Origin of the sequence: Microbacterium sp. SSM24 (assembly GCF_025989145.1) — a bacterium.
In the GTDB taxonomy this organism is placed as follows: Bacteria; Actinomycetota; Actinomycetes; order Actinomycetales; family Microbacteriaceae; genus Microbacterium.
Map to the genome: position 1 here is coordinate 383,020 of NZ_JAPDNQ010000002.1, position 15,440 is coordinate 398,459.

16 protein-coding genes and 1 tRNA gene are annotated in these 15,440 nt (G+C 71.0%); 12 read left to right on the plus strand and 5 right to left on the minus strand.

The features are described from left to right. The first annotated feature begins 5 nt into the window (after positions 1 to 5). The 3 genes from OL358_RS13740 to OL358_RS13750 are packed head-to-tail and all read left to right on the plus strand — an operon-like array spanning position 6 to position 2,466. Positions 6 to 1,157, plus strand: coding sequence for an acyl-CoA dehydrogenase family protein (locus OL358_RS13740; RefSeq protein ID WP_264710631.1), 1,152 nt, complete (start codon positions 6 to 8; stop codon positions 1,155 to 1,157). A gap of 5 nt (positions 1,158 to 1,162) precedes the next feature. Beyond that, a complete protein-coding gene (locus OL358_RS13745) occupies positions 1,163 to 1,657 on the plus strand; it encodes a MaoC family dehydratase (protein WP_264710632.1) in 495 nt (164 codons plus the stop codon). Continuing rightward, on the plus strand, positions 1,654 to 2,466 hold the full coding sequence (locus OL358_RS13750; protein WP_264710633.1) for an HpcH/HpaI aldolase/citrate lyase family protein: 813 nt from the start codon (positions 1,654 to 1,656) through the stop codon (positions 2,464 to 2,466). The genes OL358_RS13745 and OL358_RS13750 overlap by 4 nt, the downstream gene beginning before the upstream one ends. Before the next feature lie 12 nt (positions 2,467 to 2,478). Here the strand turns inward: OL358_RS13750 and OL358_RS13755 are convergent, their stop codons facing one another. From OL358_RS13755 to OL358_RS13765, 3 genes are read right to left on the minus strand one after another with little or no spacing between them, the layout of a single operon-like run. Then, on the minus strand, positions 2,479 to 2,853 hold the full coding sequence (locus OL358_RS13755) for an iron chaperone (RefSeq protein WP_264710634.1): 375 nt from the start codon (positions 2,851 to 2,853) through the stop codon (positions 2,479 to 2,481). Between the two features lie 10 nt (positions 2,854 to 2,863). Then, positions 2,864 to 3,466, minus strand: coding sequence for a histidine phosphatase family protein (locus OL358_RS13760; RefSeq protein WP_264710635.1), 603 nt, complete (start codon positions 3,464 to 3,466; stop codon positions 2,864 to 2,866). Between the two features lie 26 nt (positions 3,467 to 3,492). Further along, positions 3,493 to 4,344 (minus strand): Sir2 family NAD-dependent protein deacetylase, encoded by an 852-nt coding sequence (locus OL358_RS13765; RefSeq protein WP_264710636.1) that lies wholly within the window; start codon positions 4,342 to 4,344, stop codon positions 3,493 to 3,495. 75 nt (positions 4,345 to 4,419) lie between these two features. Here OL358_RS13765 and OL358_RS13770 point away from each other — a divergent pair, with 75 nt between their 5' ends. After that, positions 4,420 to 5,223 carry a TrmH family RNA methyltransferase gene (locus OL358_RS13770; RefSeq protein ID WP_264710637.1) on the plus strand — a complete coding sequence of 268 codons (804 nt, stop codon included), beginning with the start codon at positions 4,420 to 4,422 and terminating at the stop codon, positions 5,221 to 5,223. Between the two features lie 4 nt (positions 5,224 to 5,227). On the opposite strand, the gene OL358_RS13775 is transcribed toward OL358_RS13770, so the two are convergent. After that, on the minus strand, positions 5,228 to 6,082 hold the full coding sequence (locus OL358_RS13775; protein WP_264710638.1) for an SGNH/GDSL hydrolase family protein: 855 nt from the start codon (positions 6,080 to 6,082) through the stop codon (positions 5,228 to 5,230). Positions 6,083 to 6,222: 140 nt separating this feature from the next. Between OL358_RS13775 and OL358_RS13780 the strand changes: the two genes are divergently transcribed. The 5 genes from OL358_RS13780 (at position 6,223) to OL358_RS13800 (ending at position 11,723) form a co-directional block, all read left to right on the plus strand. Next, positions 6,223 to 8,109, plus strand: coding sequence for a DEAD/DEAH box helicase (locus tag OL358_RS13780; RefSeq protein ID WP_264710639.1), 1,887 nt, complete (start codon positions 6,223 to 6,225; stop codon positions 8,107 to 8,109). Positions 8,110 to 8,235: 126 nt separating this feature from the next. Further along, positions 8,236 to 9,324, plus strand: coding sequence for a VIT1/CCC1 transporter family protein (locus OL358_RS13785; RefSeq protein ID WP_264710640.1), 1,089 nt, complete (start codon positions 8,236 to 8,238; stop codon positions 9,322 to 9,324). 81 nt (positions 9,325 to 9,405) lie between these two features. Further along, positions 9,406 to 9,491, plus strand: a tRNA-Leu gene (locus OL358_RS13790). A 59-nt stretch (positions 9,492 to 9,550) separates the two neighbouring features. After that, on the plus strand, positions 9,551 to 10,852 hold the full coding sequence (locus OL358_RS13795; protein ID WP_264710641.1) for a M20/M25/M40 family metallo-hydrolase: 1,302 nt from the start codon (positions 9,551 to 9,553) through the stop codon (positions 10,850 to 10,852). A gap of 46 nt (positions 10,853 to 10,898) precedes the next feature. Continuing rightward, entirely contained in the window at positions 10,899 to 11,723 is an 825-nt protein-coding gene (locus OL358_RS13800) for an undecaprenyl-diphosphate phosphatase (protein WP_264711024.1), read from the plus strand. A 33-nt stretch (positions 11,724 to 11,756) separates the two neighbouring features. Here the strand turns inward: OL358_RS13800 and OL358_RS13805 are convergent, their stop codons facing one another. Next, positions 11,757 to 12,623 carry a PAC2 family protein gene (locus tag OL358_RS13805; RefSeq protein WP_264710643.1) on the minus strand — a complete coding sequence of 289 codons (867 nt, stop codon included), beginning with the start codon at positions 12,621 to 12,623 and terminating at the stop codon, positions 11,757 to 11,759. A gap of 135 nt (positions 12,624 to 12,758) precedes the next feature. Between OL358_RS13805 and OL358_RS13810 the strand changes: the two genes are divergently transcribed. From OL358_RS13810 to OL358_RS13820, 3 genes are read left to right on the plus strand one after another with little or no spacing between them, the layout of a single operon-like run. Continuing rightward, positions 12,759 to 13,439 carry an HAD family hydrolase gene (locus OL358_RS13810; RefSeq protein ID WP_264710644.1) on the plus strand — a complete coding sequence of 227 codons (681 nt, stop codon included), beginning with the start codon at positions 12,759 to 12,761 and terminating at the stop codon, positions 13,437 to 13,439. Beyond that, positions 13,439 to 14,446: a tRNA (adenine-N1)-methyltransferase gene (locus OL358_RS13815; protein WP_264710645.1), complete on the plus strand. Its 1,008-nt coding sequence runs from the start codon at positions 13,439 to 13,441 to the stop codon at positions 14,444 to 14,446. Before OL358_RS13810 ends, OL358_RS13815 begins: the two co-directional genes overlap by 1 nt. A gap of 9 nt (positions 14,447 to 14,455) precedes the next feature. Then, on the plus strand, positions 14,456 to 15,394 hold the full coding sequence (locus OL358_RS13820) for an FKBP-type peptidyl-prolyl cis-trans isomerase (RefSeq protein ID WP_264710646.1): 939 nt from the start codon (positions 14,456 to 14,458) through the stop codon (positions 15,392 to 15,394). The last annotated feature ends 46 nt before the right edge of the window (positions 15,395 to 15,440 follow it).

The following is a 15,440-nucleotide window of genomic DNA, read 5'->3' on the forward strand; positions in this document are numbered from 1 at the left end:
CACGCATGGACCACTTCAATCTCACCGAGGACGAGCGCGAGCTCGCCCGCATGGTGCGCGACTTCGCCGAGCAGATCGTCGCGCCGCAGGCGTACGAGGCCGACCGCACGAAGACGCTGCCGATGGACGTCGTCGCGCAGATGGGCGAGCTGGGCCTGTTCGGCCTGCCGTTCCCCGAGGAGTACGGCGGGCAGGGAGGCGACTACTTCGCCCTGTGCCTCGCGATCGAGGGGCTCGGCCGTGTCGACCAGTCGATCGCGATCACGCTCGAGGCCGGAGTGAGCCTCGGCGCGATGCCGGTGTTCCGCTTCGGCACCGAGCAGCAGAAGCAGGAACTCCTTCCCGATCTGCTCGCCGGCCGCGCCCTCGCGGGGTTCGGCCTGACCGAGCCCGAGGCGGGCTCGGATGCCGGCGCCACGCGCACCACCGCGAAGCTCGACGGCGGCGAATGGGTGATCAACGGCTCGAAGCAGTTCATCACCAACTCCGGCACCGACATCACCCGGTTCGTCACCGTGACCGCCGTGACCGGGGAGGCGAACGGCCGCAAGGAGATCTCCACGATCATGGTGCCGACGGGCACACCCGGCTTCACCGTCGAGCCCGGCTACGACAAGGTCGGCTGGCACGCCTCCGACACCCACCCGCTCACCTTCCAGGACGCGCGCGTGCCGGAGGCCAACCTCATCGGGGAGCGCGGCCGCGGTTTCGCGAACTTCCTCCACATCCTCGACGAGGGGCGCATCGCGATCGCCGCGCTCTCGACGGGCGCGGCGGAGGGGTGCGTCGAAGCGGCGATCGACTACGCGAAGAAGCGCACCGTCTTCGGCGATGCGCTCTCCACCCGACAGGGGATCCAGTTCCTCCTCGCCCGCATGCAACTGCGCGTGCACAACGCGCGCCTCGCCTGGCACCACGCCGCACGGCTGCGCGACGCAGGCAAGCCCTTCAAGACCGAGGCGGCCATCGCGAAGCTCACGGCGAGCGATGCGGCGATGGACAACGCGCGGGACGCGACCCAGATCTTCGGCGGCAACGGCTTCATGAACGAGTACCCCGTCGCCCGCCACTACCGCGACTCGAAGATCCTCGAGATCGGCGAGGGCACGAACGAGGTGCAGCTGCTCGTCATCGCGCGATCCCTGGGAGTAGCGTGACGGACGTGGACGGCACCGGCGAGGCCAAGGCGATCGTGCAGCGCGGGCTCTACTACGACGAGCTCGCGACGGGCGCGCGCTACCTGCACCGGCCGGGCCGCACGGCGACCGAGGCCGACAACGTCCTCTTCTCGTCGCTCACGATGAACACGCAGGCCCTGCATCTCGACGCGGCGTTCTCGGAGGGCCAGCCCTTCGGCCAGCGACTCATGAACTCGATGTGGACGCTCGCCACGATGGTCGGCGCATCCGTGTCGCAGATCACGCAGGGCACGCTCGTGGCCCAGCTCGGTCTCGCCGACATCTCGTTCCCCGCGCCCCTGTTCCACGGCGACACGCTGTACACGGAGACCGAGATCCTCGACAAACGACTCTCGGCCTCACGTCCGGGGCAGGGGATCGTGACCATGCGGCACATCGGGCGCAACCAGCGGGGCGAGGTCGTGGCGTCCGCCACGCGGACGGCGCTGATGTGGTGCGCCCCCGAGGAGGAGTCATGAGCACGATCGGCACCGGTCCGGCGATCCTGTTCTGCCCTGCGGACCGCCCCGAGCGGTTCGGCAAAGCCCTCGAGCGCTCCGACGCCGTGATCCTCGACCTCGAGGACGCGGTCGCCCCTGCGGCGAAGGCGGCAGCGCGCGGCGCGGTGATCGAGTCGGAGCTGGACCCGGACCGCGTGATCGTGCGCGTGAACCCGCTGGATTCGGACGACTTCGTGTCCGACCTGGCGTCGCTGTCGCAGACGGACTACCGGCGCATCATGGTCGCCAAGGCCGAGTCGCCCAAGCGCCTCGCGAAGCTCGATCGTCGCTTCGAGGTCGTGGCACTCTGCGAGACCGCCAAGGGCATCTCGCAGGCGGATCGGATCGCTGCGCTGCCGAACGTCGTCGCCCTCATGTGGGGCGCGGAGGACCTCGTCGCCAGCATCGGCGGCACGTCCAGCCGCAAGCCCAACGGCCGCTATCGCGACATCGCCCGGTATGCGCGCGCCCGGGTTCTGCTCGCCGCCGGCGCGCGCGGAAAGGCCGCGATCGACGCGGTGCATGTCGACATCGGCGACGTGAAGCGCCTGGCCATCGAGGCAGCGGATGCCGCGGCATCCGGGTTCTCCGCGACGGCCTGCATCCACCCCAGCCAGGTCGCGATCATCCGCGACGCTTATCGACCCGACGAGAAGGCCGTCGCATGGGCGCGTGGCGTCCTCGCGGCCGCCGAGGAGGAGCGCGGGGTCTTCACGTACGAGGGGCGCATGGTCGACGAGCCGGTGCTGCGGCACGCGCGCGCGACGCTGCGGCGCGCAGGGTCATAATCGACGACACGCTCAGTCCTTCGCCGCGACGCGCTGAGCGGCGATCGCGGCGGCGATGCGGCCGACGAGGTCGTACGGCAGTTCAGCCGAGTGAGGGAAGACGACCGAGTCCTTCTCGGCGCGGAACGGGGCGACCTCCGCCTCCAGAGCCTCATCGAGCGGCGGCACCGGGTAGAGGCCGATGTGCTTCTTCCATCCCGCGAAATGCAGCGCGTACCGGCCGCCGAGCATGACCGCGGCGATGCCGTAGCGGATCTTCTCCTCGGGCGCCGCGCCCGCTGCCGCGGTCACGGCGTCGACGATCTCAGCGCGCACGCGGCGCAGGCGGTCGGCGATCTCGGGGTCGAAGCCGGCGATGTACTCGTCGACGGTGGCGGGACTCGGCATGGCGCCGAGCCTAGGCCACGGCTCCCGCGTACGTGAGCAGGCGCAGACGGTCACGCTCGAACAACAGCTCGTGCGCCGAGCCGTTCGCGAGCCGCACGCCGGCCGGCGGAAGCTCGCCGCCCGAAGCGTGCCGGATGACCTCGCGGATGAGCGCACCGTGGGTGACCACCACCAGTCGGGCCTCACCGGGACCGGTCGCCACGCGATGGTCCCGCACCGCGTGGGCGAGGGCCGACAGGGCACGACGACGCAGCAGGGGCAGCGGCTCGGCACCGGGGACCTCGGCCGTGTGCCAATCGCCCCAGCGCTCGAAGAACTCGGCAGAGTCGATGCCCTCGGCCTCGCCGTAGGACCGCTCACGCAGCTCCGGGTAGACGCGCGGATCGGGCAGCCCCAGCTCGGCCGCGATGATCTCGGCCGTCTCCCGCGCGCGCGAGAGATCGCTCGACACGATAGCGACGGGCCGCTCTCCCAGCCCCGTGCGCAGCGCTGCCGCGGCGGTGCGAGCCTGTTCGCGGCCGGTGTCGTTGAGCGGGATGTCGGTGGAGCCCTGGATACGCCGGGCGCGGTTCCAGTCGGTCTCGCCGTGGCGGATGAGGGTCAGCGCGGTCACCCTGCGAGCCTACGGGGCGCGACCTGTCAGCTCGCCGAGGGGAGTGCGGCGGCGAAGGCGCGCAGGACCTCGCTCGCGCCCGCATCGACCTTGACCGTCGCGCGAGCGTCCGCGCGCGTGGCGCCGCGGTTCACGATCACCACGGGCAGTCTGCGTCGCCGTGCGCGCTCCAGAAGCCGGATGCCGGAGTTCACCACGAGCGAGGAACCGGCGATCACGAGCCCGTCGCTCGCCTGCACGAGCTGCTCCGCCTCGCGGAACTTCTCGGCCGGGATGAACTCGCCGAAGAAGACGACATCGGGCTTGAGCATCCCCCCGCACACGGTGCACTCGGGAATGACGAACCCGTCGCTGCTCTCGGGGAGGACGTCACCGTCGGGGCCTAGCGCAACACTGTCGGGGACGGTGATCCAGGGGTTGGCTGCCTCGACGCGCACGGCGACATCGCGGCGGTCGAACACCTGACCGCAGTGCGTGCAGAAGACACGGCGCATCGTGCCGTGCAGCTCGACCACGCGCCTGCTCCCGGCCCGCACGTGGAGCCCGTCCACGTTCTGCGTGACGACGCCGGTGGCGACTCCACGCTGCTCGAGCTCGGCGATGGCGCGGTGGCCGCCGTTCGGCTCGGCGGCCGCGAACGCACGCCACCCGAGATGGCTGCCGACCCAGTAGCGCCTGCGCGCGGCCTCGCTCGAGAGGAACTGTTCGGCGGTCATCGGGGTGCGCACCGGCGCGCCCTTGCCGCGGTAGTCGGGGATGCCCGAGTCGGTGGAGAGGCCCGCACCGGTGAGGATCGCGATGCGCCGGCCGGCGAGGGCATCGAGCGCGCGCGACACCGCCGCCGTCGCTTCGGCGTCGAGCTCTGTCACGATCGACACGCGATCACCCCCTTCGGGTCAGAGTGTAGGGCGCGCGGTTTACCGGGATGTTACGCCGCGTGCGAGAGTGGGGGCGTGGGCATCGAGCGGATCGCGACGGCAGACGACGCCCGCCTGGCCGACTTCCGCGATCTGACGGATGTCGCCCTCCGCCGGATCCTGGAGCCCGCCGGCGGTCTCTACATCGCGGAGTCGGCGAAGGTCATCGCGCGTGCCGTGGCGGCAGGGCACCGGCCCCGCTCGGTGCTGGTGCAGGAGAAGTGGCTTCCCGACGTCGAGGCGCTCGCCCTCGACACCGACACCCCCGTGTACGTCGTCTCCGCCGACATCGCGGAGCAGCTCACCGGCTACGCCGTGCACCGCGGCGCCCTCGCCGCGATGCACCGGCCGACGCTGCCGTCGGTGACGGAGGTCCTCGACCGCGCGCGGCTGGTCGTGGTGCTCGAGGAGATCATCGACCACACGAACGTCGGCGCGATCTTCCGTGCGGCCGCCGGCCTCGGCGCCGATGCCGTCCTCGTGAGCGAACGGTGCGCGGATCCGCTGTACCGGCGGAGCGTGCGGGTGAGCATGGGAACCGTCTTCCAGGTGCCGTGGACACGTCTCCCGCCGTGGGGCGAGGCGCGCGGCATCCTTCACGGCGAGGGCTTCCACCTCGCGGCGCTGGCACTGTCGGACGAGGCCGTGCCGCTGGACGTGTTCGGCGCGAGCGGACACGAACGCGTGGCCCTGATGCTCGGGGCCGAGGGCGACGGCCTGAGCCGCGCCGCGCTTGCGGCCTCGGACAGCGTCGTGACGATCCCCATGACCGGTGGTGTCGATTCGCTCAACGTCGCCGCCGCGAGCGCCGTGGCGCTGTGGGAGCTGCGGCGGCGCTAGCGGATCAGGCCCTCGCGTCGGGCTCGAAGTCCGGCGCAGGCGCCAGTGTCGTGACCGGAAGGGCGTCGGGGCGCTTCGCCGTGACCGTGTCGCCCGAGGACTGGTGGCGCAGCCGCCGGAGCACCCACGGGACGAAGTGCTCGCGTGCCCAGACCAGGTCGACCGCACGCGCCTCGCGCCACGTGCGCATCGGGAACGGGTCGGGCTGCATCGGCTGAAGGTCGTTGGGCACGTTGAGCGCCCGGAGGACCATGCGGGCGATCTCGTGGTGGCCGAGTGCGTTGTAGTGCAGGCGGTCGTCGTCGAAGAAGCGCATGTCCTGCACCTCTTTGAGCGCCCACTGGTCGGCGACCACGCAGTCGTACTTGTCGGCGATCGCCCGGATGTTCTCGTTGTAGATCGCGACGCGCCCGCGGATGCCGCGGAACACCGGCGTGAAGTTGGTGTCGATTCCCGTGAAGACCACGACGGTGGCCCCATCGCTCGAGAGACGGACGACGGCGTCCTCGAAGACCTGCGCGACGGCGTCGGGGTCGGCCCCCGGGCGGATCACGTCGTTCCCGCCTGCCGAGAAGCTCACGAGGTCGGGCTTGAGCGCGAGCGCCGGCTCGACCTGCTCGTCGACGATCTGGCCGATCAGGCGCCCGCGGATCGCGAGATTCGCGTAGGCGAAGTCGTCGACCTGCTGCGACAGCACTTCGGCGGCGCGGTCCGCCCAGCCGCGGAAGCCGTTCGGCGCCGACGGCTCGGGGTCTCCGACACCCTCGGTGAACGAGTCGCCGATCGCGACCCAGCGCCGCCAGGGATGGGGCTCGGGGTTGGGAATGTAGGGGGTGCGGGGATCGTCTCTGTCAGGCATCGTCTTCCTCGGCTCGTGACCGATGCCCAGGCTACCCCGACCGTGCGACAGGGTCACCGCGTCGCCTCGCGGGTCGTTGCGGCGGTGTCGCCCGGGTCGTCTATCGTGGTGTCTCGTTGTCCGTGGCGGGGGGAGGTGCGATGCACGACGACTCGGTCCTCGAAGCACCGCACGCCGCGCCCTCGCCCCCAGAGCCGCACGAGACGGATCCTTCTTCCGAAGACGCCCACATCGGCAGCTTCCGCGCCGAGCATCTGTCGCCCTCGTTCCCGCAGCGAGCGCCGTGGGGCACCGCCCAGCGCCTGCGCGCGTGGCAGGCCGAGGCGCTCGACCTGTACTTCGGCCTCGACGGTCCCGACGGCGTCGGCGGCGGTCCTCGCGACTTCCTCGCCGCCGCGACCCCGGGCGCCGGCAAGACGACCTTCGCTCTCCGGCTGGCGAGCGAGCTGCTGCGCCGTCGCGTCATCGATCGCATCGTCGTGGTCGCGCCCACCGAGCACCTCAAGACGCAGTGGGCGGATGCCGCGGCCCGCGTCTCGATCCGGCTCGACCCCGCCTTCAGCAACCGGCACACCGCGCCAGCGCGGCATTACCACGGCGTCGCCGTGACGTACGCGCAGGTCGCGGTGAAGGCATCCGTCCACCAGCGCCTCGTCATGGATGCCCGCACCCTCGTGATCCTCGACGAGGTGCACCACGGCGGTGACGCCCTGAGCTGGGGCGATGCGCTGCGCGAGGCCTATGCGCGGGCAACGCGCCGTCTGCTGCTGTCGGGCACGCCCTTCCGCAGCGACACCGCACCGATCCCGTTCGTCGAGTACCACCCCGACCAGCACGGCATCCGTCTCTCGCGCACCGACTACGCCTACGGCTACCGGCGCGCGCTCGAGGACGGCGTCGTGCGTCCGGTCATCTTCATGGTCTACGCCGGACAGATGCGCTGGCGCACCAAGACCGGCGACGAGATGGAAGCCCAGCTCGGACAGGACAACACGAAGGACATCACGTCGCAGGCGTGGCGCACGGCGCTCGATCCCGCGGGGGAGTGGATCCCCGCCGTCCTGCGGTCCGCCGATCGTCGCCTGAGCGAAGTGCGCGAGCAGGTTCCGGATGCCGGTGGCCTGGTGATCGCGACGGATCAGACCGCCGCGCGCGCCTACGCGGACATCCTGCGCGACATCACCGGCGAGGATCCCACCGTCGTGCTCTCCGACGAAGCCGAGGCGTCGTCGCGCATCGAGACGTTCTCCGGGAGCACCAGCCGGTGGATGGTCGCGGTGCGCATGGTGTCGGAAGGCGTCGACGTGCCCCGCCTGGCCGTCGGGGTCTACGCCACCTCCGCCTCGACCCCGCTGTTCTTCGCGCAGGCGATCGGCCGCTTCGTGCGCGCGCGGCGCCGCGGCGAGACGGCGAGCGTGTTCCTCCCCAACGTGCCGCAGCTCCTCGCTCTCGCGGGAGAGCTCGAGCGTCAGCGCGACCATGCGCTCGACCGGGAGAGCGACGGCGACGAGTGGAACGCCGAGGAAGACCTCATGGATGCTGCGGAGCGCGAGGACTCCGCATCGGATGCGCTCACCGAGGAGTTCACGTATCAGGCGCTGGGCTCACTGGCCCATTTCGACCGCGTGCTCTTCGACGGCAAGGAGTTCGGTCAGCTGGCGGTGCCGGGGACGCCCGAGGAGGAGGAGTTCCTGGGGCTTCCCGGGCTGCTGGAGCCCGAGCACGTCCACGAGCTGCTCATGCAGCGGCAGGCGCGACAGGGCCGCCACCGGCGTGCACGGGAGGACCGTGAGGCCGACAGCCCCGATGAGGAGCCCGCGCTCCCGCAGGCGCTGCACCGCTCGCTCAAGGAGCAGCGGCAACTGCTCAACAGTCTCGTGGGGCTGTACGCACGCCAGTCCGGTGAGGCCCACGGCCTCGTGCACGCCGAACTGCGGCGGGTCTGCGGCGGCCCCGCGGTGTCGCACGCCACCGTCGCCCAGTTGCAGGCGCGCATCGACGTTCTCCGCAAGCGCGTTCGCGCCTGATCCGCTCACTTCCCACGTCGGTTCGGATCCCCGAAATGCTGGCAATCCGGAGCCGCGCGGGATGCGGCATCCGCTCGCGAACTAGCGTGGAAGGGTTCCCCACGCACCCGGCCAGGAGGCCCCGTTATGAGCGCGCCCGCCGTCCCGACCGCCCGCGACAGACGTCGCTGGGCCCGGTACCTCGTCAACGAGCGCGCCGAGGCGCGCGTGTACCGCGAGCTGGCGAGTCGTCGCGAAGGGGAGGAGCGCGACATCCTGCTCGCCCTGGCGGAGGCCGAGGGAAGGCACGAGGCTCACTGGCTGGCGCTTCTGGGCGGTGAACCCGTTCGCCTGCCGCGCCCGGACGCCCGGACGGTCCTGCTCGGGTCGATGGCGAAGCGCTTCGGCTCGATCTTCGTGCTCGCGCTCGCGCAGAACGCGGAGGCCCGCTCGCCGTACGACGACGAGCCGTTCGCCGCGCCCGCCATGGCTGCGGACGAGAAGATCCATCACGAGGTCGTGCGCGGACTGGCGGCCCGTGGCCGTCGCCGCCTCTCGGGCACCTTCCGCGCGGCCGTGTTCGGCGCGAACGACGGCCTGGTCTCGAACCTCGCGCTCGTGATGGGCATCGGCGCCACGGGAGTGGCGCCGCAGTTCGTCCTCTTCAGCGGAATCGCGGGCCTGCTGGCCGGCGCCCTGTCGATGGGCGCGGGGGAGTTCGTCTCCGTCCGCTCGCAGCGCGAACTGCTCGCCGCCACCGAGCCGAGCGACTTCGCCGACGGAGCGATTCCGCACCTCGACATCGACGCGAACGAGCTCGCGCTCGTCTACCGCACGCGCGGCATGCCCGAGGACGAGGCCACCGCACGAGCGCGGCGCGCGGTCGAATCGGCGCGCGCGCTCGGCGAGGGGCGGACCGACACCTCGCCCGTGAAGGTCGTCGACCACAGCGAGGTCGTCGGCAGCGACTGGAGCGCGGCGCTGTCGAGTTTCCTCTTCTTCGCGTCCGGCGCGATCATCCCCGTCCTCCCGTGGATCTTCGGCCTCTCCGGCGTCGCTGCGATCGTGCTCGCGCTCGTGCTCGTCGGCATCGCGCTGCTGTGCACCGGGGCCGCCGTCGGTCTGCTCTCCGGCGCGCCGCCGCTGTATCGTGCGCTGCGCCAGCTCGCGATCGGGTTCGGCGCGGCCGGGGTCACGTACGCCCTCGGACTGCTGTTCGGGGTCTCTCTCGGGTGACGCGCGCGGGGTGCGCTCGATTCGTTGAACGTCTGGCGACGTGGTAATGTCGGTCCTCGGTTGCGAAACCGAAACCACCTTGCGCGGGTGGCGGAATAGGTAGACGCGCTAGCTTGAGGTGCTAGTGCCCTTTAACGGGCGTGGGGGTTCAAGTCCCCCCTCGCGCACAGTACGAAGAAGGCCCCCGAAAGGGGGCCTTCTTCGTCGAGAGGATAGGTTGGTCGGCATGCCCTCATCCCCGCTCGACCTGCCCGAGGTCGCCGCCGTCGCACGGGATCTGATCCGCATCGACACCACCAATCACGGCGGCGGACGCGCGGCCGGCGAACGCGAGGCCGCCGAGTACGTCGGCCAGTACCTGTCGCAGCTGGGGCTCGCGCCCGAGTTCTATGAGCCCGTTCCGCGTCGCACCAATGTCATGGCGCGCGTGCCGGGTCGCAATCGCGGCAAGCCCGCCCTCGTGCTCCACGGGCACCTCGACGTCGTGCCCGCGATCTCAGCGGACTGGAGCGTCGACCCCTTCGAGGGCGTCGTGCGCGACGGGATGCTGTGGGGTCGCGGGGCCGTCGACATGAAGGACATGGACGCCATGATCCTCACGGCGGTGGCCGACATCCTGCGCGCGGGAGAGCAGCCCGAGCGCGACCTCGTGCTCGCCTTCTTCGCCGACGAGGAGAACGGCGGGGTCGAGGGCTCCGCGCTCGTCGTCCAGGACCGCCCGGAGTGGTTCCTGGGAGCCACCGAGGCGATCAGCGAGGTCGGCGGATACTCGATCTCCGTCGGCGATCGCCGGGCGTACCTCCTGCAGGTCGGCGAGAAGGCGCTCGTGTGGATCCGCCTCGTCGCACGCGGACGAGCCGCGCACGGATCGAGCTTCCACGGCGACAACGCCGTGACCGCGCTCGCGAGCGCCGTCGCGGCGCTCGGCCGCACGGAGTGGCCCGTCACGCTCACCGACACCACGCGCGAGATGGCGGCCCGGCTCGGCGAGCTCACCGGCGCCGGCTCCGACGATCCCGACGCCGTCGCGGCCGCGACGGGCGCGGCATCCGGATTCCTCCGTTCCACGCTGCGCACGACGACGAACCCCACCGGCCTCACCGCGGGATACAAGCACAACGTCATCCCCGACCGCGCCGAGGCGCTCATCGACGTGCGGGTGCTCCCCGGCACCGAGGAGGCGGCTCTCGCCGACATCCGGCGCATCGTGGGAGACGACGTCGACGTCGAGATCGTCCATCAGGACATCGGTCTGGAGGTGCCCTTCTCCGGCGACCTCGTGGATGCGATGGTGTCGGCGCTCGACCGCCACGATCCCGGCATCCCCGTCATCCCGTACCTCATGGGCGGCGGCACCGACAACAAGGCTCTCGCGGCGCTCGGCATCGCCGGCTACGGGTTCGCTCCGCTGCGGCTCCCGGCCGAGCTGGATTTCACCGGAATGTTCCACGGCGTCGACGAGCGCGTGCCCATCGACTCCCTCGTCTTCGGCCAGCGCGTGCTCGCCGACCTCCTCCGCACCTACTGAACGACCCGCGGTGTGCCTCCCCGGCATGCCGCAGCGAAAGGCGCCCATGTTCCTCGAGGCGATCATCCTCGGCATCGTCCAGGGACTCACCGAGTTCCTCCCGGTGTCCTCCAGCGCGCACCTGCGCATCCTCGGCGAGCTCCTGCCCTCCGCCCAGGACCCCGGCGCCGCGTTCACCGCCATCACGCAGATCGGCACCGAGGCGGCCGTCGTGCTCTTCTTCTGGCGCGACATCGTGAGGATCATCGGGCACTGGTTCCGTTCGCTGTTCGGAAAGATCCCGCGCAACGACCCGGATGCGCGCATGGGATGGCTGATCATCGTCGGCAGCATCCCGATCGTCGTGCTCGGTCTGCTCTTCCAGGACCAGATCGAGACGGTGTTCCGTTCGCTCTGGCTCGTCGCGGCCATGCTGATCCTCTTCGGTGTGCTCCTCGGAATCGCGGATCACGTCGGCGCGAAGAAGCGCGAACTGAAGGACATCACGGTCGGCCACGGCGTCATCTACGGGTTCGCGCAGGCGCTCGCTCTCATCCCGGGCGTGTCGCGTTCAGGCGGGACGATCACCGCCGGGCTCTTCATGGGGTACGAGCGCGCGGCCGCAGCGCGGTACGCGTTCCTCCTGGCGATTCCGGCGGTGTTCGGCAGCGGCTTCTACCAGCTGTTCAAGAGCTGGGACGAGCCGGGCGTGTTCACGCTCGGCGAGACCGCGGTCGCGACGGTCGTCGCCTTCTTCGTGGCGCTCGGTGTGATCGCGTTCTTCATGAGCTGGATCTCCAAGCACAGCTTCCTGCCGTTCGTCGTCTACCGCGTCGCGGTGGGATCCACCGTGCTGGTGCTGCTGAGCACGGGTGTGATCGACGCGTACTGACACCGAGCGCCCGAGGCGTCGCGGTGTCGACGGCTACCGGCGCGGATCGTCGCGACCGGGCTTGGTGGGCCCGTCGCCTCCGCGGCGCAGGTAGCGCTCGAACTCCTGCGCGATCGCATCGCCGGAGGCCTCGGGGGAGTCCCACGTGTCGCGCGTGCGCTCGAGCTGGTGGATGTACTCCGTCATCTCCTCGTCGTCCGCCGCGGCGGCGTCGATCGATGCTTCCCACGCAGCCGCCTCCGTCGCGAGGTCACCGCGCGGAACCGTCGCACCGGTGAGGTCCTCGAGGCGGTCCAGGAGGGCCAGCGTCGCCTTGGGGGACGGGGTGTGGCCGGCGACGTAGTGGGGCACGCTCGCCCACAGACTCGCCGAGGGGATGCCTGCAGCGTCGGCCGCGTGACCGAGAACGCTCAGGATGCCGACCGGGCCCTCGTAGGTGCTCCGCTCGAGCTCGAGGGAGGTGCGCAGCGCATCGTTGTCGCTCCCGGCGAACACGGAGATGGGGCGGGTGTGGGGTACATCGGACATCATCGAGCCCATCGAGAGGAACCCGGTGACGTCCTCGCGGAGCGCGATGTCGATGAACTCCGACGCGAAGGCCTGCCACGCGCGGGCCGGCTCGACCCCCGTGAGAAGCCACAGCTGGGTGCCGCCGCGCGTCGTGCGCGTCGGGCGGAGCAGGGCGGCCTCGGGCCACTTCAGCGTGCGCGAGCCGTCACCCTCCGTGGCGATCTGCGGGCGGGTGTACTGGTAGTCGAAGTAGAGCTCGGGGTCCACGGCGAAAACCGTCTCGTACGTCCCGCCCTCGCGCAGCGCGGTGATGGCCGATGACGCGGCTTCGCCGGCATCGTTCCACCCGTCGAACGCGGCGACGAGCACTCGGCGTCCCAGTCCGTCCACGAGACCTCCTCCACCCGCGGTGCGGGTTCCCTCCAGGATAGGCCCGGTGCGGCGCAGGAGACCCAGGCGTCCCGCGCGCCCTCGTACGCGTCGCCGTCGCCGTGACCCCTCGTGGCCGCCGGATACCATGTACCAGTGAATCCCGCGCCCCTTGCCGCCGTCCTGTGGGACATGGACGGCACCCTCGTCGACACCGAGCCGTACTGGATGGCGGCGGAGACCCCGCTCGTCGAGAGCTTCGGCGGGACGTGGTCGCACGAGCAGGCCCTGGGCCTGGTCGGACTCGGCCTCGAGGACTCCGCGAGGATCTTCCAGGGTGCGGGCGTCCGCATGGGCGTGCAGGACATCATCGACCACCTCACCGACGACGTCATGCGGCAGCTCGCCACGACCGGCGTGCCGTTCCGTCCCGGCGCCCGCGAGCTTCTCGCCGATCTGCGTGCCGCGGGGGTCAAGACCGGCCTGGTCACCATGTCGCTCCGGCGCATGGCCGACACCGTCGTGGACCTCATCGACTTCGATGCGTTCGACGTCGTGGTGGCTGGAGACGACGCCACGCGCCCCAAGCCGTACCCGGACCCCTATCTCCAGGCGTGCGACGCGCTCGGGGTCACCCCTGAGGAGGTCGTGGCGATCGAGGACTCGCCGAACGGCCTGCGCTCAGCGGTCGCGTCCGGCGCCGCCGTGATCGGTGTACCGCTCATGGTGTCGCTCACGGGCGCGGGAGCCCATACCCTGTGGCCGACCCTGGAGGGTCGCACCACCGCGGACGTGGCCTCGTTCCACGCCGCCCACCGCGCCGAGGAGGCAACCTGATGACCGAACGCCCCAGCGGCCCCTTCCGCTTCGGCGACCGCGTGCAGCTGACCGGTCCCAAGGGTCGCCTGCACACGGTCACCCTCCGTGAGCGCGGCGAGCTCCACACGCATCACGGCGTGCTCAAGCACGAGCAGCTCGTCGGCCAGCCCGACGGGTCCGTCGTCGCCAACAGCGGCGGTCACGAGTACCTGGCACTGCGGCCGCTGCTGCGCGACTTCGTGATGTCGATGCCGCGCGGCGCGGCGATCGTCTATCCGAAGGACGCCGCGCAGATCATCGCCGAGGCCGACGTGTTCCCCGGTTCCGTCGTCGTGGAGGCCGGTGTCGGCTCGGGTGCGCTCTCGCTCTGGCTGCTGCGCGCGATGGGCGCCGAGGGTCGCCTCATCTCCTTCGAGCGACGTCCGGAGTTCGCGGAGGTCGCACAGGCGAACGTCGAGACCTACCTCGGCGAGACGCCCTCGAACTGGGACGTCGTGGTCGGCGACCTCGTCGAGTCCCTGCCGGCGGCCGTCGCTCCGGCATCCGTGGATCGTGTCGTGCTCGACATGCTCGCGCCATGGGAGTGCATCGACGTCGTGGCCGACGCGCTCACGCCGGGTGGTGTCGTGCTCTGCTACATCGCGACGGCGACGCAGCTGAGCCGTGTGGCGGAGTACATCCGCAACACCGGGCTGTTCACCGACCCGGAGGCCAGCGAGACGATGGTCCGCGGCTGGCACGTCGAGGGACTCGCGGTGCGCCCCGATCATCGGATGGTCGCGCACACGGGCTTTCTGCTGTGGGCCCGCCGGCTCGCGCCGGGTGCGGTTCCGCCCGAGGTGAAGCGCCGTGCATCGAAGTCCAGCTACGGCGACGATGACGTCGAGCTGTGGACGCCCGGAGCGGTCGGCGACCGGCAGATCACCGACAAGAACCTGCGCAAGCGCGTCCGCGAGGCACAGCGTGCGGCAGACGGCGCGCGCCAGGCGGGCGGCCCGGCGGGCGAGCCGGACGCTTCCGCCTAGACTGTTCCGGTGCGCAAGATCCCCGCTGCCCTCGCGATCCTCGGACTCGCGGCCGTCGGCCTGGCCGGCTGCTCGCTTCCCGCCGCCTCCGACTGCCCCCGTCCCGACGGCGGCGGAGACTCGCTCGACGCGATCCAGGTGACAGGGTCGTCGGATGCCGCGCCCGACGTCGACATCTACACGCCGTTCCACACGTCCGAGACGCAGTTCACCGACATCGAGCAGGGCGACGGCGAGGTGCCCATCACCGCGAGCGACCAGCTGGTGGTCCTCGATCTGAGCCTGTACGCCGGCGAGACGGGCGAGAAGCTCGTCTCCACCGGCTACGACGGCGACCTGTCCCAGCCGTTCCCGCTGTCGCAGTGGACCGAATCCGTGCCGGCTCTCGAAGAGGCGCTCCAGTGCGCATCGGAGGGCTCGCGCGTCGTCGTCGCCGTCGGTCCGGAGGGCATCGACGAGGCCGCCGCTGCCAGCGTGGGACTCGCCGAGGACGACTCGCCGGTCGTCGTGGTGGATGTGCGGAAGGTCTACCTTCCCGCCGCGGAGGGCAGTCTGCAGTTCAACAGCGGCATGGGTCTGCCCGCGGTCGTGCGCGCACCCGACGGCACCCCCGGCGTCGTCATCCCCGACGGCGACGCCCCGGACGAGCTGGTGGTGCAGACGCTCATCAAGGGCGAGGGGCCCGTCGTCGAGGACGACTCGACCGTGCGCCTTCACGTGCTCTCCGTGTCGTGGGACGACAAGGAGCAGCTCGGCTCGACGTGGGAGACCGGCCAGCCGCAGTCGCAGTCGGTCGAGGGCCAGCAGATGCTCCAGGACGTCCTGGTGGGCCAGACCGTCGGCTCGCAGGTGATGGCCGTCGTCCCCGCCGAGCTCGGCGGAACCGAGCAGGCGACCGTCTTCGTGTTCGACATCCTCGGTATCGACGCCGCCGCGCCCGCGCAGTGACGCCGCGGGTGGCTCGGCGAGGCTCTCCGCTCGCCGGCCGACCCTA

What these genes read in the sequence shown, in the direction of transcription:
- OL358_RS13795 (WP_264710641.1), top strand. Translation starts at nt 9,551, where the DNA reads ATGCCCTCATCCCCGCTCGACCTGCCCGAGGTCGCCGCCGTCGCACGG.
- OL358_RS13750 (WP_264710633.1), top strand. Translation starts at nt 1,654, where the DNA reads ATGAGCACGATCGGCACCGGTCCGGCGATCCTGTTCTGCCCTGCGGAC.
- OL358_RS13740 (WP_264710631.1), top strand. Translation starts at nt 6, where the DNA reads ATGGACCACTTCAATCTCACCGAGGACGAGCGCGAGCTCGCCCGCATG.
- OL358_RS13815 (WP_264710645.1), top strand. Translation starts at nt 13,439, where the DNA reads ATGACCGAACGCCCCAGCGGCCCCTTCCGCTTCGGCGACCGCGTGCAG.
- OL358_RS13755 (WP_264710634.1), bottom strand. Translation starts at nt 2,853, where the DNA reads ATGCCGAGTCCCGCCACCGTCGACGAGTACATCGCCGGCTTCGACCCC.
- OL358_RS13800 (WP_264711024.1), top strand. Translation starts at nt 10,899, where the DNA reads ATGTTCCTCGAGGCGATCATCCTCGGCATCGTCCAGGGACTCACCGAG.
- OL358_RS13780 (WP_264710639.1), top strand. Translation starts at nt 6,223, where the DNA reads ATGCACGACGACTCGGTCCTCGAAGCACCGCACGCCGCGCCCTCGCCC.
- OL358_RS13775 (WP_264710638.1), bottom strand. Translation starts at nt 6,082, where the DNA reads ATGCCTGACAGAGACGATCCCCGCACCCCCTACATTCCCAACCCCGAG.
- OL358_RS13785 (WP_264710640.1), top strand. Translation starts at nt 8,236, where the DNA reads ATGAGCGCGCCCGCCGTCCCGACCGCCCGCGACAGACGTCGCTGGGCC.